This window comes from Micromonospora sp. NPDC048063 (genome assembly GCF_043202855.1).
Taxonomy (GTDB): domain Bacteria; phylum Actinomycetota; class Actinomycetes; order Mycobacteriales; family Micromonosporaceae; genus Micromonospora.
The window spans coordinates 123,018-141,769 of record NZ_JBIDBG010000003.1 but is presented as its reverse complement, the minus strand read 5'-3'; the positions used below and the strand labels follow the sequence as shown (position 1 = coordinate 141,769).

Annotated in this window: 19 protein-coding genes; 5 read left to right on the top strand and 14 right to left on the bottom strand. The window is 74.9% G+C overall.

Annotated elements, in window-relative coordinates; all coding sequences use genetic code 11:
* Positions 1 to 88: 88 nt before the first annotated feature.
* Positions 89 to 931 carry an endo alpha-1,4 polygalactosaminidase gene (locus ACGFZ2_RS09045; RefSeq protein WP_393451652.1) on the top strand — a complete coding sequence of 281 codons (843 nt, stop codon included), beginning with the start codon at positions 89 to 91 and terminating at the stop codon, positions 929 to 931.
* Positions 932 to 1,099: 168 nt separating this feature from the next.
* Here the strand turns inward: ACGFZ2_RS09045 and ACGFZ2_RS09040 are convergent, their stop codons facing one another.
* From ACGFZ2_RS09040 to ACGFZ2_RS08990, 11 genes are all read right to left on the bottom strand, one after another.
* Positions 1,100 to 3,316 (bottom strand): MMPL family transporter, encoded by a 2,217-nt coding sequence (locus tag ACGFZ2_RS09040; protein WP_393266777.1) that lies wholly within the window; start codon positions 3,314 to 3,316, stop codon positions 1,100 to 1,102.
* A 222-nt stretch (positions 3,317 to 3,538) separates the two neighbouring features.
* Positions 3,539 to 4,396, bottom strand: coding sequence for a bifunctional DNA-formamidopyrimidine glycosylase/DNA-(apurinic or apyrimidinic site) lyase (gene mutM, locus ACGFZ2_RS09035; protein ID WP_393266779.1), 858 nt, complete (start codon positions 4,394 to 4,396; stop codon positions 3,539 to 3,541).
* Positions 4,389 to 5,207, bottom strand: a complete 819-nt coding sequence (gene rnc / locus ACGFZ2_RS09030) for a ribonuclease III (RefSeq protein WP_393451649.1) — start codon at positions 5,205 to 5,207, stop codon at positions 4,389 to 4,391. The genes mutM and rnc overlap by 8 nt, the downstream gene beginning before the upstream one ends.
* Positions 5,204 to 6,178, bottom strand: coding sequence for a phosphate acyltransferase PlsX (locus tag ACGFZ2_RS09025; protein ID WP_393452549.1), 975 nt, complete (start codon positions 6,176 to 6,178; stop codon positions 5,204 to 5,206). The genes rnc and ACGFZ2_RS09025 overlap by 4 nt, the downstream gene beginning before the upstream one ends.
* 135 nt (positions 6,179 to 6,313) lie before the next feature.
* Entirely contained in the window at positions 6,314 to 6,487 is a 174-nt protein-coding gene (rpmF, locus tag ACGFZ2_RS09020; protein WP_091096818.1) for a 50S ribosomal protein L32, read from the bottom strand.
* Positions 6,488 to 6,492: 5 nt separating this feature from the next.
* Positions 6,493 to 7,056 carry a YceD family protein gene (locus ACGFZ2_RS09015; RefSeq protein ID WP_357695289.1) on the bottom strand — a complete coding sequence of 188 codons (564 nt, stop codon included), beginning with the start codon at positions 7,054 to 7,056 and terminating at the stop codon, positions 6,493 to 6,495.
* A 109-nt stretch (positions 7,057 to 7,165) separates the two neighbouring features.
* Entirely contained in the window at positions 7,166 to 7,663 is a 498-nt protein-coding gene (locus ACGFZ2_RS09010) for a hypothetical protein (protein ID WP_350680447.1), read from the bottom strand.
* A 222-nt stretch (positions 7,664 to 7,885) separates the two neighbouring features.
* Positions 7,886 to 8,374, bottom strand: coding sequence for a pantetheine-phosphate adenylyltransferase (coaD, locus tag ACGFZ2_RS09005; protein WP_350704816.1), 489 nt, complete (start codon positions 8,372 to 8,374; stop codon positions 7,886 to 7,888).
* The gene (gene rsmD / locus ACGFZ2_RS09000; RefSeq protein WP_393451646.1) at positions 8,371 to 8,934 is read right to left on the bottom strand and encodes a 16S rRNA (guanine(966)-N(2))-methyltransferase RsmD; all 564 of its coding nucleotides are present in this window, start codon (positions 8,932 to 8,934) and stop codon (positions 8,371 to 8,373) included. The genes coaD and rsmD overlap by 4 nt, the downstream gene beginning before the upstream one ends.
* Before the next feature lie 100 nt (positions 8,935 to 9,034).
* Entirely contained in the window at positions 9,035 to 11,236 is a 2,202-nt protein-coding gene (gene recG / locus ACGFZ2_RS08995) for an ATP-dependent DNA helicase RecG (RefSeq protein ID WP_350704813.1), read from the bottom strand.
* Positions 11,233 to 12,846, bottom strand: a complete 1,614-nt coding sequence (locus ACGFZ2_RS08990) for a DAK2 domain-containing protein (RefSeq protein WP_393451641.1) — start codon at positions 12,844 to 12,846, stop codon at positions 11,233 to 11,235. The genes recG and ACGFZ2_RS08990 overlap by 4 nt, the downstream gene beginning before the upstream one ends.
* A 370-nt stretch (positions 12,847 to 13,216) precedes the next feature.
* Between ACGFZ2_RS08990 and rpmB the strand changes: the two genes are divergently transcribed.
* Positions 13,217 to 13,408, top strand: coding sequence for a 50S ribosomal protein L28 (rpmB, locus tag ACGFZ2_RS08985; RefSeq protein WP_088963534.1), 192 nt, complete (start codon positions 13,217 to 13,219; stop codon positions 13,406 to 13,408).
* A 253-nt stretch (positions 13,409 to 13,661) separates the two neighbouring features.
* The gene (locus ACGFZ2_RS08980; protein ID WP_393451638.1) at positions 13,662 to 14,918 is read left to right on the top strand and encodes an ATP-grasp domain-containing protein; all 1,257 of its coding nucleotides are present in this window, start codon (positions 13,662 to 13,664) and stop codon (positions 14,916 to 14,918) included.
* Between the two features lie 108 nt (positions 14,919 to 15,026).
* Here ACGFZ2_RS08980 and ACGFZ2_RS08975 read toward each other — a convergent pair whose 3' ends face one another.
* Together ACGFZ2_RS08975 and ACGFZ2_RS08970 are read right to left on the bottom strand one after the other, a co-directional pair.
* Positions 15,027 to 15,494 (bottom strand): GNAT family N-acetyltransferase, encoded by a 468-nt coding sequence (locus ACGFZ2_RS08975; protein ID WP_357453453.1) that lies wholly within the window; start codon positions 15,492 to 15,494, stop codon positions 15,027 to 15,029.
* Positions 15,495 to 15,523: 29 nt separating this feature from the next.
* On the bottom strand, positions 15,524 to 16,462 hold the full coding sequence (locus tag ACGFZ2_RS08970) for a thiamine-phosphate kinase (RefSeq protein ID WP_393451634.1): 939 nt from the start codon (positions 16,460 to 16,462) through the stop codon (positions 15,524 to 15,526).
* 123 nt (positions 16,463 to 16,585) lie between these two features.
* On the opposite strand from ACGFZ2_RS08970, the gene ACGFZ2_RS08965 reads away from it, so the two are divergent.
* Positions 16,586 to 16,819 (top strand): Lrp/AsnC ligand binding domain-containing protein, encoded by a 234-nt coding sequence (locus ACGFZ2_RS08965; RefSeq protein WP_013284547.1) that lies wholly within the window; start codon positions 16,586 to 16,588, stop codon positions 16,817 to 16,819.
* Positions 16,820 to 17,464, top strand: coding sequence for a DUF3515 family protein (locus ACGFZ2_RS08960; protein WP_393451631.1), 645 nt, complete (start codon positions 16,820 to 16,822; stop codon positions 17,462 to 17,464).
* Positions 17,465 to 17,560: 96 nt separating this feature from the next.
* On the opposite strand, the gene ACGFZ2_RS08955 is transcribed toward ACGFZ2_RS08960, so the two are convergent.
* Positions 17,561 to 18,667: a D-alanine--D-alanine ligase family protein gene (locus tag ACGFZ2_RS08955; protein WP_393267021.1), complete on the bottom strand. Its 1,107-nt coding sequence runs from the start codon at positions 18,665 to 18,667 to the stop codon at positions 17,561 to 17,563.
* Positions 18,668 to 18,752 lie beyond the last annotated feature (85 nt).

The window sequence follows — 18,752 nt, the reverse complement described above, 5'->3', positions numbered from 1 at the left end:
CGCGCTCGTTTGACCGGGTGAGGTACGCCGGACCGGCGTACCCGCTCCGGGCGGCACTCCCGCCGCCCCGGTACCCGGGAGCTTGCCGATGCGGATCCGGCCGCGTACGCGCGCCGTCGGGCGGGGCCCGCGCCGCGTCCTGTCCGCCTGCGTCGTCCTCACGCTGCTGGCCACGGTCGGCGGTTGCCGCGTCGCGCTCCCCCCGCCCGGCGCCCCGACCACCTGGCCGGCGGAGTCGGCCGGCCGGTGGCGGTGGCAGTGGCAGCTCAGCGGCGTGCTCGACCCGACCGTCGACGCCGACGTCTTCCTGCTCGACCCGGTCGCCACCACCGCCGCGCAGACCGCCGAGCTGCGGTCCCGCGACCGCCGGCTGGTCTGCCAGGTGCACGTCGGCTCGGTCCTGCCCACGGATCCGGACGCGAGCCGCTTCCCGGCCGCCGTGTGGGGCGCCGCGGCCCGTCGCCCGCAGAGCCGCTGGCTCGACGTACGGCAGTGGGACGCGCTGCGGCCGGTGCTGGCGGACCGGCTCCGGCTGTGCCGGGGCAAGGGCTTCGGCGCGGTCGCGCTCGCCGACGCCGACGGGTACGCCCACCGCGCCGGCTTCCCGCTCGGCTTCGACGACCAGTTGCTGTTCAACCGCCGGCTCGCCGAGTTGGCCCGGTCCCTGGACCTCTCCCCCGGCCTGGTCAACGACGTGCCCCAGGTGGCCGCCCTGGCGCCGGACTTCGACTTCGCCGTCAACGAGGAATGCGTGCGGCTGGGCCTGTGCGCCAAGCTGTTGCCCTTCGTCGAGGCGGGCAAGCCGGTGTTCCACGCCGAGTACACCGGCTCGACCACGGACTTCTGCGTCACCACGGTGGGCTACGGCTTCTCCTCGATCCGCAAGGACCGGGAGTTGGGTGCCTGGCGGGCCTCCTGCCCGGTGTTCTGACGCCGACCGTCACGCACACGGGCCATGCCGGCCGCCCCGCACACACCACGTGCCCGGCCGGTCGCCCCGTACGGAGGTCGGCCCGACGGCAGGACCCGCCGCGCGTACCGACGGACGGACGGCAGGGGCCGGACCGCGGGTGCGGTCCGGCCCCTGGTGTGGCGTGGGTCAGCGGGCGCCGACCAGCTCCGGGGTCGGGGCCGGCGGGTCCGTGGGGGCCTTCGCGGGGCGCCCCCGCAGGAACTTCGGGGCCCACCAGTTCGCGTCGCCGAGCATGGTCATCAGCGCCGGCAGCACCACCGCGCGGATGATCGTGGCGTCCAGCAGGATCGCCGCCGCCAGGCCGATGCCGAGCTGCTTCATGTCGATCGTGCTCAGCGTGGCGAAGATCGAGAAGACCCCGACCATCACGATCGCCGCGCTGGTCACCACGCCAGCCGACGAGGTGATGCCGTACGCCACCGCGTCCCGGTTCGACATGCCGGCCCGGACGCCCTCGCGGATCCGGCTGACCACGAAGACGTGGTAGTCCATCGAGAGCCCGAACAGCACCACGAAGAGGAACAGCGGCAGCCAGGTGACGATCGCACCCATCGAGGTGAAGCCGAGCAGGCCCTCGGCCCAGTCGCCCTGGAAGACCAGCACCAGCAGCCCGTACGCGGCACCGGCGGAGAGCAGGTTGAGCAGGATCGAGCTGAGCGCGATCACCACCGAGCGGAACGTCAGCACCATCACCACGAAGGTCAGTACCAGCACGAAGCCGATGACGACCGGCAGCTTGTCGCGGATGTGCTGCGAGTAGTCCTCGCTGTCGGCGATGTCCCCGCCGACCGCGTACTCCACGCCGGGCACCGCGCCGAGCGCGGCCGGGACGAGGTCGTCGCGCAGCCGCTCCAGGGAGCGGGCCGCCTCGTCGGTGCGGCTGGCGTGCGGGGTGGCGACCTCCAGCACCGACACCCGCCGGTCCGCCGACACCTCGATCTTCGGGCCGTCCGCCTCGGTCGGCGCGAAGAGCGGGTCGGCCGACGCCGCGCCGGCCAGCGCGGTCAGCGCCGCCGCGACCCGGTCCGCCTCGGCCGCCGGCGCCCGCACCGCGACCGTGTGGCTGGTGCCGCTGCTCGGGAACGCCGCGGTGAGCCGGTCGTACGCCTGCATGGCCGGCGTGCTGCGCGGCAGGTCCTCCATGCCGGGGAACTTCATCTTCATGCCGAGCGCGGGCGTGGCCAGGGCGAGCAGCAGCCCGACCGAGATCACCAGGGTGGCCACCGGCGCCCGCAGCGCGGGCTTCAGCACGGCCGGCCAGAACCTCGGCTTCGCCTCGCCGTGCCGCCCGGTACGCGGGGCGGTGAGCCGCCACAGCAGCGGCACCCGGGGCCGGTCGACCCAGCGGCCGAGCTTGGCCAGCAGCGCCGGCAGCACGGTCAGCGAGCCGATCACCGCGACCGCGACCACCAGCATCGAGCCCACCGCGAGGGAGGAGAAGATGGCGTCGTTGGCGAGCAGCAGCCCGCCCATCGAGATCATCACGGCGAAGCCGGAGACCACGACGGCGTGACCGGAGGTCTCCGCGGCGATCTCCACCGCGTCGAGGCCGGAGCGCCCCTTCGCCCGCTCCTCCCGCTCGCGCCGCACGTAGAACAGCGAGTAGTCGACCCCGACCGCCATGCCGATCAGCAGGATGACGCTGGCCGTCGTGTCGGTCGCCGGCACCAGGTGCGAGGCGAGGGTGGAGAGCCCCATCGCCGCGGCGACCGAGGAGAGCGCCAGCAGAACCGGCACGCCGGCGGCGATCAGCGCCCCGAACGCGATGATCAGGATGGCCAGGGTCACCGGCAGGCTCAGCAGTTCGGCCCGCTTGAAGTCCTCGCCGAGCGTGTCGTTCAGCGCCTTGCTGATCGACGGGCCGCCGACCTGCTCGACGCGCAGCTGCGGGTGCCCCTCCTGCACCCGGGCGGTGGCGTCCCGCAGCGGCTGCACCCGGTCGGACGCGGTCTCCGCGTCACCCGACATCGTGATCGGCACCAGCAGCGCGGAGCCGTCCCGCGCCGTCACCGGCTCCCCCACCGAGGCGACTCCGGTCACCGAACGCAGTTCGGTCGCCGCGTCGGCGGCGGCGGCCTTCGCGGCGACGGGGTCCAGCGTGCCGCCGCGCGCCGTGATCAGGACGTTCTCCACCGCCGGGTCGGCGAAGTCGCCGGCGTCCACGATCAGCCCCGCCCGGCCCGACTCGCCGACGGCCTGGTCGGCGCCGGTCGCCTCCTTGAGTCCCGCGGCGTTCCCGCCGACGAAGCACACCGCCACGAACACGACCCACAGCGCGATGGCCCGCCACGGATGCTCCGCGCTCCACCGCGCCAGCCGCACCGTCACCGGTCTTGCCCCCATTCCGGGTCCCCCTGTCACGTCAACCCCCTGTCAACGGGGTTGACGCTATGGACGGAACGGGCCCGGGACATCAGGGAACGGCCCCGGCCCTTCCCCGGAACCTGTACGCGGCCTGAACGACGGTCCGGCCGGGCGAGTCGGGCCGAAACCGGCGTGTCGGGAGGGCGATCCCCGACCGGCCGGGGCCGACGCGCCGACGGCGACCCGGAAAACGCCTCGGGGTCATCCCCGAAGGGCCCCCCGGGGGCGGGGCTGACAGCGCGGGCAACTGTACGACGAACGGTTCATGAACGCCTCCCGACGCACGGGCGCGCCGCAGCGGTGGCACGGCAGGCCCTCCCGGCCGTAGACGTTCAGCGACCGGTCGAAGTAGCCGCTCTCCCCGTTGACGTTGACGTAGAGGGCGTCGAAGCTGGTGCCGCCGGACTTGATCGCCTCGGCGAGGACGTCCCGGACGTGGCCCAGCAGCCGCAGCGCGGCCGGGCCGGTCAGCGCGTCGGTGGGACGGGCGCCGTGCAGCCTCGCCCGCCACAGCGCCTCGTCGGCGTAGATGTTGCCCACCCCGGAGATCAGCGTCTGGTCCAGCAGGGCGCGCTTGACCTCCGTACGCCGCCGGCGCAGCGCGGCGGCGAACGACGCGTCGGAGAACTCCGGGTCCATCGGGTCACGGGCGATGTGCGCGATCTCCGCCGGCAGCTCCGCGCCGCCCGCGGAGACCGACAGCCCGCCGAACGTGCGCTGGTCGACGAAGCGCAGCTCCGGCCCGTCGTCGGCGAAGCGGAACCGGACGCGCAGGTGCGTCTCGTCGGGCGCGTCGGCCGGCTGCACCAGCAGCTGGCCCGACATGCCCAGGTGCCCGACGACGGCGTCCCCGCTGTCCAGCGGCAGCCACAGGTACTTGCCCCGCCGGCGCACGTCGCGCACCGTCCGGCCGGCCAGCACGTCGGCGAAGTGCCCGCCGCCGGGGGCGTGCCGGCGCACCGCGCGGGGGTGGTGCACCTCGACGGAGGCGATCCGCCGGTCGGTGACCCACCGGGCCAGCCCCTGCCGGACCGTCTCGACCTCCGGCAGCTCAGGCACGGCCCAGGCCCGCCTCGACCTCGGCGCCCGCCGCCCCGGCGGCTGCCTCGGCCCGCTCCTGCTCGGCCCGCTCGGCCTGCTCGGCCTGCTCGGCCTGCTCGGCCTGCTCGGTGAGCGTGCGCCAGGCTGCCTCGGCAGCCCGCTGCTCGGCCTCCTTCTTGCTCCGCCCGTCGGCCCCGCCGTAGCGGTTGCCGGCGACCACCACCCAGGCGGTGAAGGTCTTGAGGTGGTCCGGCCCGGTGCCCTCGATGCGGTACTCGGGCACACCGAGCCCCAGCGCCGCGGTCAACTCCTGGAGGCTGGTCTTCCAGTCCAGGGCGGCGCCCCGCCCGGCCGACTCGGCCATCAGCGGGTCGAACAGCCGGTGGATGACGATCGCCGCGGTGTCCAGACCGTACTGGAGGTAGATCGCGCCGAGCAGCGCCTCCAGGGTGTCGGCGAGGATGCTCGCCTTGTCCCGGCCGCCGGTGGTCTCCTCCCCCTTTCCGAGCAGCAGGTAGGCGCCGAGCCCGTCCGGGCCCAGGCCGCGCGCCACGTCGGCGAGGGCGCGCATGTTGACCACGCTGGCCCGCAGTTTGGCCAGCTGCCCCTCGGGCAGGTCGGGGTGGTTGTGGAACAGCGCGGTGGTGATCACCACGCCGAGCACCGAGTCGCCGAGGAACTCCAGCCGCTCGTTGGTGGGCAGGCCGCCGTTCTCGTACGCGTACGAGCGGTGGGTCAGCGCGCGCTCCAGCAGCTCCGGATCCAGGCTGACGCCGAACGCGGCTTCCAGGTGACCGACGGACGCCCGCCGCCGCTTGTCGTTGCTCATGATGTGGGTACCTCGGTGTCGGTGGTGCGGTCGGTGCATTCCTCGCGGTCGCCCGCCTCGGTGCCGTCGAGCAGCGCGCGGACCTGGTCGGCGGCGCGCCGCCGCCAGAGGTGGGCGGCCAGGGCGATGCCGGAGGCGACGTCCTCGGGACGGGCCGCGCCGTGGCAGACGACCACCGTGCCGGCCACCCCGAGCAGGGCGGCTGCCCGGGGGGCGCCACCGCCGGGCGGGGGCCCGCCGGCCATCGCGTACGCGCCCTCGATCGCCTTGAGCAGCACGTTACCGGTGAAGCCGTCGGTCACCACCACATCCGCGCGCGCGCCGAGGGAGACGTCGTACCCCTCGACGAGGCCGACGTAGCGACCACCGCAGGGCAGCGACGCGGCAGCGAGGACGGGATCGGCGAGCCGGCGGGCACGGTCACCCTTGCCGGCCTCCGTGCCGACCGAGAGCAGCCCGACGCGCGGGGTCCCGACGGCGTGCGCCACCGCGGCGTAGGCCGCGCCGAGGACGGCGTGCCGGGCGAGGGTGGCCGGGCGCGGCTCGAGCGAGCCGCCGACGTCGAGCAGGACCACCGGGCCCGCGACGGCCGGCAGGGTGGCGACCAGCGCGGGACGGCGTACGTCCGGCCAGCGGCCGAGGCCGAGGGCGACCGCGGTGACGGTGGCGCCGGTCGAGCCGGCGGAGACGAGGGCGTCCGCGGCGCCGTCGCGAACGGCGTGCACGGCGGCGCGGACGGTGCTGTCGGAGCGGGCGGCCACGGGGTGGTCGGCCATGCTCACGGCGGTGCGGACCGGCCGGACGGCGACCCGCGCGCGCTGCGCCGGGTCGAGGGCGTGGACCACCTCGCCGGCGACCTCGGCCGGGCCGACGAGCAGCAGGTGCAGGTCAGGATCGGCGCGCACGGCCCGCAGAGCGCCGTCAACCACGACGTCGGGAGCGTCGTCCCCGCCGAGGAGGTCAACGGCGATCCGCGCGGTGCCCGGCTCCGCCGCGACGCCGGCCGGACCAGGCCGGCCGGCGTCGGTGGGAGCCGGGGCACCGGGCGTTCGCCAGGGTGCGCGCGCCGCCCGACCTGCGGTCGGGGGCGTCACTCGGCGTCCAGGTCAGACCTCGAGGACCTGGCGGCCGTTGTAGGTGCCGCAGACGGAGCAGGCGGCGTGCGGCAGCTTGGCGGACTTGCACTGCGGGCAGGCCACGGTCGCGACCACGGCAGCCTTCCAGTTCGCCCGGCGGGCGCGGGTGTTGCTGCGCGACATCTTGCGCTTGGGGACGGCCACGGTTCCTACTCCTCTTTACGGGTCAGTTGCGACAGGCCCGCCCATCGCGGGTCGATCTGCTGGTGACTGTGGTCGGCCGGCAGATCATCCCAGTGCACCCCGCAGTCGGGGCACAAGCCTGGGCAGTCCTCCCGGCAGAGCGGGTTGGTCGGCAGCGCGAGCACCACCGCGTCCCGCAGCGCCGGCTCCAGGTCGATCAGGTCTCCCTGCATCCGGCCCACCTCGTCCTCGTCGGTCGTGGAGTCCGTGGTGCTGTTCTCGTACGCGTACAGCTCCTGGATCCGCACGGCCACCGAGTCGTTGATCTCGCGCAGGCACCGGCCGCACTCGCCCCGCACGGGACCGGTGACGGTCCCCGAGACGAGCACGCCCTCGGACACCGACTCCAACCTCAGGTCGAGGTCGAGGTCCGCGCCCTCCGGCACGCCGATCAACTCCACGCCGAGGTCCGCCGGTGCCGGTGCCACCCGCTTGACCGTACGCAACGCACCAGGCCGGCGCGGCAGCTCCCTCGCGTCGAGGACCAGCGGCGACCTGGGGTTGAGTGTGGAAGGCGTGTGTTTGGGCATAGTCAGACTCCGGCCGGTGAGAGGCCGACAAAAAAGGTTACCTGGGCGACCGCCGGACCGTCGAACCGGGGGCGACGCCCGCCCCGTCCGTCGGCTGGTGAGGTGCCGTTCAGAAGGGTAGCGGGCGTTCCGCCTCGTCCCCAGCGAAGGTGCCGATCTCCCGCAGCGCGTGCATCTTGTCCCGGCCGCGCTCTATCGAGGCCAACGCCCGGGTGAGGAACTGCTCGAAGTTGGCCAGCGCGGTGTCGACGTAGTCGTCGACCTCCTCGCGCAGGCGCTGTGCCTCGGCCCGGGCCTCGGCGATGATCCGGGCGCCCTCGTGCTCGGCGGAGACGGTGATCTCGTTCACCGAGACCAGGCGGGCGTGTTCCGCCTCACCCTCGCTGATGATCCGGTCGGCCTCCCGCTTGCCGGCCTCCATGATCTTGTCCCGCTCCTCCAGCAGCGCGACGGCCTTGCGCACCTCCACCGGGAGTTCGGCGCGCAGCTCGTCGAGGGCCGCGATGAACTCGCCCCGGTCGACCATGCAGTTGTTGCGTGACATCGGGACGGAACGCGCCTGCTCCACCATGGCGATCAGTTCGTCGATGCGATCGAGCGAGTCCACCGGTAGCTCACTCCTGTCGTTCGTCGGGCCGACCTACATGATGCGGGCTACGGCCGGGTTCCCGCTCCACACATCATGTCGCGCCCCGGCCACACCGCGCCTCTCACCCCGGCCCGGCGCGTCGCGCCGTCCGCCCCGCCGACCCCGGCGGGGCGGGCGGCGGGCAGGAGCCGGCGGACGGTCGGGGCCAGCGCGCCCGACCGCCCGGTGGCGCGGCGGAGGTCAGTCGCGGGCCGGCGGCGCGAGGCGGGCCCGCAACTCCTCCCGAACCCGGTCGGGCACGTGGGCGGAGATGTCGCCGCCCCACTTCGCCACGTCCTTGACCAGGCTGGAGGAGAGGAACGAGTAGAGCGGGTTGGTTGGCATGAACAAGGTCTCGACGCCGGCCAGGCCGATGTTCATCTGCGCCATCTGCAGCTCGTAGTCGAAGTCGCTGACCGCCCGCAGGCCCTTGATCAGCACGCTCGCCTGCTGCGCCCGGCAGAAGTCGACCAGCAGGCCACGGAACGACTCGACCCGGACGTTGTCGTAGGAGGCGGTCACCTCGCGGAGCATGTCGATGCGCTCCTCGACGGTGAACAGGCCGCTCTTCGACTGGTTCACCAGCACGCCCACGATCACCTCGTCGAACAGGCGGCTCGCCCGGCCGATGATGTCGAGGTGTCCGTTGGTGACCGGATCGAACGAGCCGGGACACACCGCACGTCTCATGATCGGCGACCGTACCAAAGGGTGGTCTCGCCGTACCGGCGGCTGCGCTCGCCGGTGACACCGTCCCCCCACCCGACCGGCCCGGTGCGGCTGGACCGCTCCACCACGACCAGGGCGTCGGGGGCCAGCCAGCCGCCGTCGGCCAGCGCGGCGAGCATCGCGGTGACCTCCGCGTCCGACACCGCGTAGGGCGGGTCGGCGAAGACCACGTCGTACGGGTCGCCGTCCGGGCCGGCCGCCAGCACCGTGGCCACCTTGCCGGTGACCAGCCGGGCGGCCGGGGCGGCGCGCAACGCCGCGACGTTCTCCCGGATCACCCGGGCCGCCCGCGGGTCGGACTCCACCAGCAGCACGTGCGCGGCGCCCCGGGAAAGTGCCTCCAGGCCGACCGCGCCGGACCCCGCGTAGAGGTCGGCGAAGCGGGCGCCCGTCAGGTCCACCTCGGCCTGCACGGCGCTGAACAGCGCCTCGCGGACCCGGTCCGAGGTGGGCCGGGTGCCCGCCCCGGGCGGGGCGGCGATCCGGCGCCCGCCGAGCGTCCCGGCCACGATCCGGGTCACGGACTCCTCCTGCTCATGCGCACGACGCTACGCGACGCGCCGGCGGCCGACGCCCGCCCGGTGCACGCCACGGCCGCGACCTGCGCCCGCCGGCGCCGGGTCAGCCCTTCTCCAGGTATTCCGCGCGTTCCTCGTCGACCAGCGCCGCCACCGACGCGGCCAGCGCCGGGTGCCGCGCCAGCTCCGGATCCTCCTCGACCAGGGCGATCGCCTCGGCCCGGGCGTCCCGGATCAGGTCGGCGTCGCGCAGCAGCGACAGCAGCCGCAGGTGCGACCGCCGCCCCGACTGGGTGGCCCCCAGCACGTCGCCCTCGCGCCGCTGCTCCAGATCCAGCTCGGCGAGCTTGAACCCGTCCGTCGTGGAGGCGACCGCGTCGAGCCGCTCCCGCGCGGAGGCGCCCTCCAGCGCCTCGGTGACCAGCAGGCACAGCCCGGGCGCCGAGCCCCGGCCGACCCGGCCGCGAAGCTGGTGCAGCTGGGACACGCCGAACCGGTCGGCGTCGAGCACGATCATCACGGTGGCGTTCGGCACGTTGACGCCCACCTCGACCACGGTGGTGGCGACCAGCACGTCGACGTCGCCGGCGGCGAAGGAACGCATGACCGCGTCCTTCTCGTCGGCCGGCAGCCGGCCGTGCAGCACGCCGATCCGCAGGCCGTGCAGCGGCCCCTCGGCGAGCAGCGGCGCCACCTCGGTGACCGCCATCGGCGGCCGCCGCCCGTTGTCGTCGACCGGCGGCGGCTCCTCCTCACTGGCCGGGCCCTCCCCGATGCGCGGGCAGACCACGTACGCCTGGTGGCCGGCGGCCACCTCCTCGCGCAGCCGCCGCCAGGCCCGGTCCAGGAACGCCGGCTTCTCGGCGGCCGGAACCACGTGCGAGGCGATCGGCGAGCGGCCCTGCGGCAACTGGGAGAGGGTCGAGGTCTCCAGGTCGCCGTAGACCGTCATCGCCACCGTGCGCGGGATCGGGGTGGCCGTCATCACCAGCACGTGCGGCGGCTGGTCGGCCTTGGCGCGCAGGGCGTCGCGCTGCTCGACGCCGAACCGGTGCTGCTCGTCCACCACCACCAGGCCCAGGTCGGCGAAGTCGACGCCCTCGTAGAGCAGGGCGTGGGTGCCGAGCACGATGCCGGCCGCCCCGCTGGCCACCTCGGCCAGGGCGCGCCGACGGGCCGCCGCGCCCAACGAGCCGGTGACCAGCTCGACCCGGGTGGCGTCGTCGGCCGCGCCCAGCTCGCCGGCCCGGCCGAGCGGCCCGAGCAGGTCGAGGATGCCCCGGTGGTGCTGCGCCGCGAGCACCTCGGTCGGGGCCAGCAGCGCGGCCTGCCCGCCGGCGTCGACCACCTGGAGCATCGCGCGCAACGCGACCACCGTCTTGCCGGAACCGACCTCGCCCTGGAGCAGCCGGTGCATCGGGTGGGCGGTGGCCAGGTCCGCCGCGATCTCCACCCCCACGTCCCGCTGGCCGGGGGTCAGCTCGTACGGCAGCCGGGCGTCGAACGCGTCGAGCAGGCCGCCGGGCTTCGCCGGACGGGGCCGGGCCGGCCACGCGGCGGCCCGGTGCTTGCGCTGCACCAGGGTGAGCTGCACGGCGAACGCCTCGTCCCACTTGAGCCGCCGGCGGGCCCGGTAGAGCGCCTCCTTGCTGGACGGCCGGTGGATCTCACGCAACGCGACGTCGATGCCGGCCAGCTTGCGGCTCGCCCGCAGGGTGGCGGGCAGCGGGTCCTCCGGCGGGGTGAAGGTGTCCAGCACCACCCGGACGCAGCGCGCGATCACCCAGGTGGGCACCGCCGCAGCGGCCGGGTAGACCGGGATCAGCGCCCCGGCGAACTCCTCGATCTCCTCGCTGGCCGCCGCCTCGCCGTCGCCGCCCTCGCCGAGCAGGACGTACTCGGGGCCGTTGAGCTGCCGCTTGCCCCGGAACTCGGTGACCTTGCCGGCGAACAGCCCCCACCGGCCGGGGCGCAGCTCCCGCTCCCGCCACGCCTGGTTGCCGAAGAAGGTGAGGGTCAGGGTGCCGCCCGAGCCGTCGCCGACCGTCACCTCCAGCAGGTTGCCCCGGCGCTGGCGCATCGGGCGTACGGCGGTGCGCTGCACCTGGGCCAGCACGGTGACCTGCTCGCCGACGTCGAGCGAGCGGATGTCGGTGTGCTCGCCGCGCTCGTCGTAGCGGCGCGGGAAGTGGTAGACCAGGTCACCCGCGGTGTGCAGGTCGAGGTGGCTCGCGAGGGCCTTCGCGGTCTTCTCCCCGACCAGCTTCTTCAGCGGCGTGTCCACCGTGCACGGCTCGGACGTCATTCGACCCCCACCAGGAGCGGATAGTACGGCTGCCCGCCCGGGTACGCCTGCACCTCGACGAACGGCCAGCGCCGGCCGACGTGCTCGCGGACCACCTCGGCCAGCCCGGCCGGGGCGTCCGCCCCGGAGAGCAGGGTGACCAGCTCGCCGCCGCCGCCGAGCATCCGGTCGACCACGGCGGCGCAGGTGTCGGCCAGGTCCGACCCGATCAGGTGCACCTCGCCCTCGACCAGCGCCAGCACGTCACCGGGGCGGCAGGGGCCGGCGACGGTCAGCGCCTCGCGGCTGGCGTAGCAGACCTCGGCGTAGCGGCAGGCACCGGCCGCCTCCGCCATCGCGATCACGTCGTCGGAGAAGCGGCGGGCCGGGTCGCGCACCGCGAGGGCGGCCAGCGCCTGCACCGGGGACCGGGTGGGCACCACGCTGACCTTGATGCCCAGCCGGTGCGCCTCCTCGGCGGCGGCGCTCGCCACCGCCTGCGTGTTGGGGTCGTTGGGCAGCACCACCACCCGGGCGGCGCCGGTCGCGCGGATCGCGTCCAGCAGCTCGCCCGTGGACGGGTTGCCGGGCACCACCGTGGCGCCCTCGCCGGCGACGAGTTCGGCGATGCCCGCGCCGGCGGCCACCACCACCGCCGCGCGGCCGTCGCGCGCCATCGGCGGGGCGAGGGCCGGCTGGTCGGCGAAGCGGGTCACCGAGATGCGGTGCGGCCGGCCGGCGACCACGCCCGCCTCGATCGCCGCGCCCACGTCGTTGACGTGCACGTGCACGTTCCAGGTGCCCGCACCGGCGCTCCCGTCGCCGACGACCACGAGCGAGTCGCCCAGGGCGGCCAGCTCGGCCCGCAACCGGCCCACCGCCTCGGGCGCGGCGTCGAGCAGGAACTGCACCTCGTAGGCGTACTCCTCGGAACCGGTCTCGCGGACGGCGGTGGCCGGCGGGCGGGCCGCACGCGGCGCGGGCGCGGGACGCTCCGGGCTCTCCCCCGTGACGACCTCGACCAGGGCGTCGAGCAGCAGGCAGAGGCCCCGGCCGCCGGCGTCGACCACGCCGGCCCGGGCCAGCGCGGGGAGCTGCTCCGGGGTGCGCGCCAGCGCCCGCGCCGCCTCGCCCGCCGCCGCCCGGGCGACCGCCCGCAGGTCGTCGCTGTCCGCCCGCTCGGCGGCGCGGGCCGCGGCGGCGACGACGGTGAGCAGCGTGCCCTCGACGGGGCGGGCGACCGCGGCGTAGGCGGCCGTGGTCGCGTCGCGCAGCGCGGCGGCCAGCTCCCGCCCGCGCACCGCGGGCACGGCGGCGACCGCGTCGGCGAAGCCGCGCAGGATCTGCGACAGGATCACCCCGGAGTTGCCCCGGGCGCCGAGCAGCGCGCCCCGGGCCATCAGCCGCAGCGCGTGCCCGTGCGGGGTGGGCCCGTCCTCCGGGAGGGTGCCGAGGTCCATCGCCAGCGCCTGCTGCGCGGAGGTGAGGGTGAGCACCAGGTTGGTGCCGGTGTCGCCGTCGGGCACCGGGTAGACGTTCAGGTCGTCGATCTCGCCCTGGTGCCGCCTGAGCGCGGCCAGCCCGCCCGCGCACCAGCGGCGGACCGCGGCGGCGTCGAGGGTGTCCAACACGGCGAGAAGCCTACTGGCGGGCACCGACGCGCGCCGGGGTCGCCGGCCGTCCGGCGGCGTGTCCGGCCCGGCGCTCCCCGGCCGCCCGTCACGTCGACACCCCGACGAGCCGGCGCGACCCGGCCCGCTGGTCGGGGGCCGCCGGCTCCGGTGCCCCCGGCCGGCACTACCCTCGTGGTCGCGTCCCTTCGTACGGTGCTGCCGGAAGGGACGGCGCCGACCGGGCGACCCCGCCGCGCCGTGCCAGCTCCGCCCCGGGCGCCGCCCGGGGCCGGTTGGTCGGGTGCGCGGGTCATCGGGTAACCTGGCCAGGTTGCCCGGGCAGCGCCTGGCGGCGACCTCATGAACGTTTCAAACCCAGGAGTATCCCGTGGCTAGCGTGTGCGACGTCTGTGGCAAGGGACCGGGCTTCGGCCACAACGTGTCCCACTCGCACCGGCGGACCAACCGCCGCTGGAACCCGAACATCCAGTCGGTGCGTACCCCGGCCGGTGGCGGGAACACCAAGAAGATGCAGGTCTGCACCTCGTGCATCAAGGCCGGCAAGGTCACCCGCGCCTGACGCGGTAGGCCCCAGCTTCACACTCGTCATTACCGGCGGGCCCTCGAGGGCCCGCCGGTTCTGTCGTGTCCAGGGTTGCCCGCCTCGTGCCGGTTCCCGGCGGCCCCGGGCCGGTTCGTGTCGGGTCCGGACGGGTCGGCTGACGGGTACGCGACCGCCCTTCGACGCGCGGCGCGGGCCCGGTTAGGGTCTGCGTGCGCCGCGAGTCCGGGTCGGACCGGCGCGGGGGCGACCGAGCACGGAGGGACGACTGGTGCAGCTTGACCTAGGCCGGGACGAGATGGTCATCGTCGGTGCCTCCCTCGGGATGCTGCGCTGGTTCAGCGAGGAACTGCCCGCCGACAGCGTCGTCCTCGTCGAGGAACCCGACGTCATCGAGCGCCGGGGGCTGGAGCGGTTCGCCCGCGAGATGCCCTTCATCTCCCGCGTGGTGCCCGCCGAGTACCAGATCGGCTTCGACGCCGCCGCGCTGGTCACCCGGGCACCCGGGCTGGCCGCCGCCCGGCTGGTCATGCCCGGCCTCGAGTACGCCGTCGGGGCCACCGCCCGGCTCGCCGAGGCGCTCGGCCTGCCCGGCGCCGGTCCGGCGGCGGCCGACGTCTTCTCCGACAAGCACCGGATGCGGCTGCTCGCCGCCGAGGCCGGCCTGGCCAACCCGGCCTTCGCGCTGGTCGACTCCGCCGCCGGGGCCACCGAGTTCGCCCGACGGCACGGCGGCCGGTGCGTGCTGAAGCCCACCCGCCGCTCGGGCAGCCTGGGCGTGCAGATCATCGCCGACCCGGCGGAGGTCGCCGGGGCGTGGGCGGGCACCGCCTCGCCCGAGGACCCGCCGGAGGCGACCGGTCGGGGGCTGCCAACGGGCGTCCTCGTCGAGCAGGTCGTCGACGGGCGCGAGCACAGCGTCGAGCTGCTCGTCGCCGACGGCGAGGTGATCTTCGCCAACGTCACGGACAAGCGGGTGCTCCCGGGGCGCTCCCCGGTGGAGACCGGCCACACGGTGCCGACCGCGCTGCCCGACCCCACCCGCCGGGCACTGGTCGAGGTGGCGACCCGGCTGGCCGCCGCCGCCGGCTTCCGCACCGGCACCCTGCACAGCGAGTGGATCGTCGCCGACGGGGTGCCGACGCTGGTCGAGTGCGCCGCCCGGCTGCCCGGCGACATGATCACCGCGCTGGTGTCGATCGCGTACGAGTGCGGGTTCATCGAGGCGTACCTGCGGACGCTGTGCGGGGAGCGGCCGGCCCTGCCGGCGCGGCCGACCGGCGCGGCGGCGGTCGAGTTCCTGCTGGCCGCGCCCGGCACCGTCACCGCCGTCGACGGGCTGCGCGCGGCCCGCCGGGTGCCCGGCGTGCTGGAGGTGCAGCTCGACGTGGCAGTCGGCGACACCGTGACGGAGGTGACGTCCTCGCTGCGGCGCAGCGGTCACCTGCTGGCCTGGGGCGCCGACCCGGCCGAGGCGACCGACGCGGCTGGCAAGGCCGCCGAGCAGATCCTGTTCACCACCGCCTGATCGTGCCGTAGCCGGCCCGGCGGCTTCCCCGGCCGGGCCGGGAGCCGCCGCCGGGTCCGACGGCTCAGGGGGTGCGACGGTTCAGGGGGTGCGACCGAAGGAAAGGGCTCAGAGGGTGCGGCCGAACGAGAGGCAGCCCGGGGCGTCCTTGTAGAAGCCGAAGTTCGGGATCCGCTCGTAGCCGGCCGCGGTGTACATGGCGATGGCCTCGGGCTGCTTGTCGCCGCACTCCAGGACGATCCGCTTGCGCCCGTGCTCGCGGGCCGAGCGCTCCACGGCGGCCAGGACCGCCCGGGCCACACCCCGGCCCCGGGCCGCCGGGTCGGTGTACATCCGCTTCAACTCGGCCGTGTCGCCGTCGTCGCCGTGGCTGCGCCAGCCGCCGCAGCCGACCGGCTCGCCGCCGAGGTGGGCGACGAGGAAGGCGCCGGCCGGCGGCACGAACTCGCCCGGGTCCACCGGGGTGTCGTCGCCGCTGCCGCCGTACCGGGCGCCGAGGTCGGCCAGCGCGGCGCGGATCAGCCGCTGCGCGACCGGCGAGTCGAAGCGCTCGGCACGGATCTCGATCTCACTCACGGCGTAAAGGGTACGACCAACGCCGGCCCTTACCGGAAGTGGTCCCAGCCGGCGGGTCCGTCGTACGGGGCGCCGTCGACCGTGACGCCGGAGCCCGCCGTCACCCGCCCGATCGGGCGCCAGTCGGGCGGCAGCGCCACCGCCGGCGGGAAGGTCGCGGCCAGCGCGTGGTCGTCGCCCCCGGTGAGGAGCCAGGAGTACGGGTCGACGCCCAGGGCCTGGGCGGCGTCGCGCATCTGCCGGGGCACCTCGAAGGCGTCCCGGCGCACGTCGAGGGCCACGCCGCTGGCCTTGGCCACGTGCCCGAGGTCGGCGAGCAGCCCGTCCGACACGTCGATCATCGAGGTGGCGCCGAGCCGGGCCGCGTGCGGTCCGGCCCGGTACGGCACCTCCGGCCGCCGGTACGCCTCCACCAGCAGCCGCGGGGTGCGGAAGCCCCGGGAGAGCACCGTCAGCCCGGCCGCCGCGTACCCGGTCCGGCCGGCCAGGGCCAGCACGTCCCCGGGCCGCGCCCCGGAGCGCGTCACCGGCGGCCGGCCGCCGAGGTCGCCGAGGGCGGTGACCGCGATCGTCAGCGTGGGGCTGGCGGACATGTCCCCGCCCACCACGCTCGCGCCGACCTTCGCCGCCTCGGCGCCGAGCCCGTCGGCGAGTTCCTCGGCCCACCCGGTCTCCAACTCGGGCGGCATGCAGAGCGCGACCAGCAGCGCGGTCGGCTCCGCCCCCATCGCGGCGATGTCGGCCAGGTTGGCCGCCGCCGCACGGTGGCCGACCTCACGCGCGGCGGACCAGTCCCGCCGGAAGTGCCGCCCCTCCACCAACACGTCCGTCGAGGCCGCGACCCGGGCGTCCGGGGCGGCCACCACCGCCGCGTCGTCCCCGGGACCGAGCAGAACGGTTGATCCGTACGACAACCGGGCGGTCACCCGGTCGATCAGGCCGAACTCGCCGACCCCCGCGACACTCATGCCGGCCCTCCGCCGTGCTCGCTCACCGCTTCTCCTTGACCACCGATAGGGATCAGACCTGGTCCGTAAGGTACTTTCTCCCTTCGGGCCGCCCCGCAGGCGGCGACGGACGGAGGTCGAGTCGTGGTACAGGCGTACATCCTCATCCAGACCGAGGTCGGTCGCGCGCGCGACGTGGCCGGTCTCATCGCGGACCTTGCCGGCGTGGTGCGGGTCGACGCCGTCACCGGGCCGTACGACGTGGTCGTGCTCACCGAGGCGAACACCGTCGACGAGCTCGGCAAACTCATCGTCAGCAAGGTGCAGATGGTGCCCGGCATCACCCGCACCCTCACGTGTTCGGTGGTGCGCCTGTAAGTGGACAAGATCACTGACTCTCCCGCGACCGATTCCGCCCAGGCGGACGAGGCCGCCCCCGACCGCCCGGCCCGGGACCGGACGACCCGGAGCGCCGCGCTGATCGCCACGCTGGTCGCGCTGCCGATCACCGCGCTGGTCGGCGTGCTCGCCTTCGTCCAGCTTTCCCCGGACGAGCCGGCCGAGCCGGCCGCCGCGCCGAGCCCGACGGCAAGTGCTTCCCGCGCCCAGTCCACCGCCCCGGTCGAGATGGCCGCCCCGGCGCTGGCCGAACGGCCCGCCACGGTCTGCCGGGCGCTGCTCTCCCAGTTGCCGCCGACGGTCAACGACCTCGCCCAGCGCCCGGTCACCGCCGGCCCGGAGCAGAACGCCGCGTACGGCGACCCGGCGCTCACGCTGGCCTGCGGCGGCGCCGAGCCGACCGTCGGCGAGACGGACGACGTGTGGACGGTCAACAAGGTCTGCTGGTACGCCCAGGAGGAGACGGACGTCACCGTGCTCACCACGCTGGACCGGGAGACCGCCGTGACGGTCCGCGTGCCGCGGTCGTACGGGCAGGCGTTGCAGTGGGTCTCCCCCATCTCGGAGACGATCGTGGCCTCCGTGCCCTCCGGCGGCGACACCCCGCGGGGCTGCCAGGGCTGACGCCCAGCCACCCGGAAGGGTCCCTCCCCGACGCCAGTCGTTAGGAAGGGACCCTTCCTATGCATCAGGCGTTAGGAAGGTGCCCTTCCTTACAGGTCAGTGCAGGCCGACGCCGCGGTGCAGGGCGGTGCGGATGAGGCGGTTGACCAGCTTCGGGTACTCCAGCCCGGACGCCGCCCACATCCGGGGGAACATCGACGTCGAGGTGAAGCCCGGCATCGTGTTGATCTCGTTGAGGTAGACGTCCAGCTCCGGGGTGACGAAGAAGTCGACCCGGGCCAGGCCGGCGCAGTCCAGCGCGGTGAAGGCGCGGACGGCGTACTCCTGGACCTGCCGGGTCACCCGCTCGGGCAGGCCGGCGGGGATGTCGTACTCGCAGGCCTCCTCGGAGTCGATGTACTTCGCCTCGAAGTCGTAGAAGTCGTACTCGCCGACCACCCGCACCTCGGCGAGCACCGACGCCTCCGGCGCGCCGCCGGCCTCGCCCTCCAGCACGCCGCACTCGATCTCGCGGCCGACGACCGCCCCCTCGACCAGCACCTTCGGATCGATCTGGCGAGCGGTGGCGACGGCGGCGTCCAGGTCCGCCCAGTCGGTGACCTTGGTGATGCCGAACGACGAACCGGCCCGGGAGGGCTTGACGAACACGGGCAGGCCGAGCCGCTCCTTGTCCGCCTCGCTCAGCGTCATCCCGTTGCGCAGCACCGCGTACGGGCCCACCGGGATGCCCTCGGCGGCGCAGAGCTTCTTGGTGAACTCCTTGTCCATGGCGGCGGCGGAGGCGAACACGTTCGCCCCGACGTACGGGATGCCGGCCATCTCCAGCATGCCCTGGATGGTGCCGTCCTCCCCGTACGCGCCGTGCAGCACCGGGAAGACCACGTCGACGTCGGCGAGCGCCCGGGGACCCTCGGTCGGGTCGAGCACCATCAGCCCGTTGCCGGTCGGGTCGGCGCGCAGCACGATGTCGGCGCCGGACTCGGCGGTGATCTCCGGCAACCGGCGCGCGTTGATCGCCAACTGGGCCGGGTCGCCGCTGGTCAGCACCCACTGCCCGGCCCGGGTGATGCCCACCGGCACCACCTCGAACTCGTCCGGGTCGAGGGCGCCGAGCACGCTGCCGGCGCTGACGCAGGAGATGCCGTGCTCCGGGCTGCGGCCGCCGAAGACGATCGCCACGCGGGTCCTGCCTGGGGTGGTCACTCCGGTCACCTCTTCGTACGCGACTGCTGCGCCGGTGGTGGCGCTCACCCGGTTGACCTTACTGTGCGTGGCGGGCCTCGGCTGC

What these genes read in the sequence shown, in the direction of transcription:
- ACGFZ2_RS09045 (WP_393451652.1), top strand. Translation starts at nt 89, where the DNA reads ATGCGGATCCGGCCGCGTACGCGCGCCGTCGGGCGGGGCCCGCGCCGC.
- ACGFZ2_RS09040 (WP_393266777.1), bottom strand. Translation starts at nt 3,316, where the DNA reads ATGGGGGCAAGACCGGTGACGGTGCGGCTGGCGCGGTGGAGCGCGGAG.
- rnc (WP_393451649.1), bottom strand. Translation starts at nt 5,207, where the DNA reads ATGAGCAACGACAAGCGGCGGCGGGCGTCCGTCGGTCACCTGGAAGCC.
- ACGFZ2_RS09015 (WP_357695289.1), bottom strand. Translation starts at nt 7,056, where the DNA reads ATGCCCAAACACACGCCTTCCACACTCAACCCCAGGTCGCCGCTGGTC.
- coaD (WP_350704816.1), bottom strand. Translation starts at nt 8,374, where the DNA reads ATGAGACGTGCGGTGTGTCCCGGCTCGTTCGATCCGGTCACCAACGGA.
- recG (WP_350704813.1), bottom strand. Translation starts at nt 11,236, where the DNA reads ATGACGTCCGAGCCGTGCACGGTGGACACGCCGCTGAAGAAGCTGGTC.
- ACGFZ2_RS08970 (WP_393451634.1), bottom strand. Translation starts at nt 16,462, where the DNA reads ATGAGTGTCGCGGGGGTCGGCGAGTTCGGCCTGATCGACCGGGTGACC.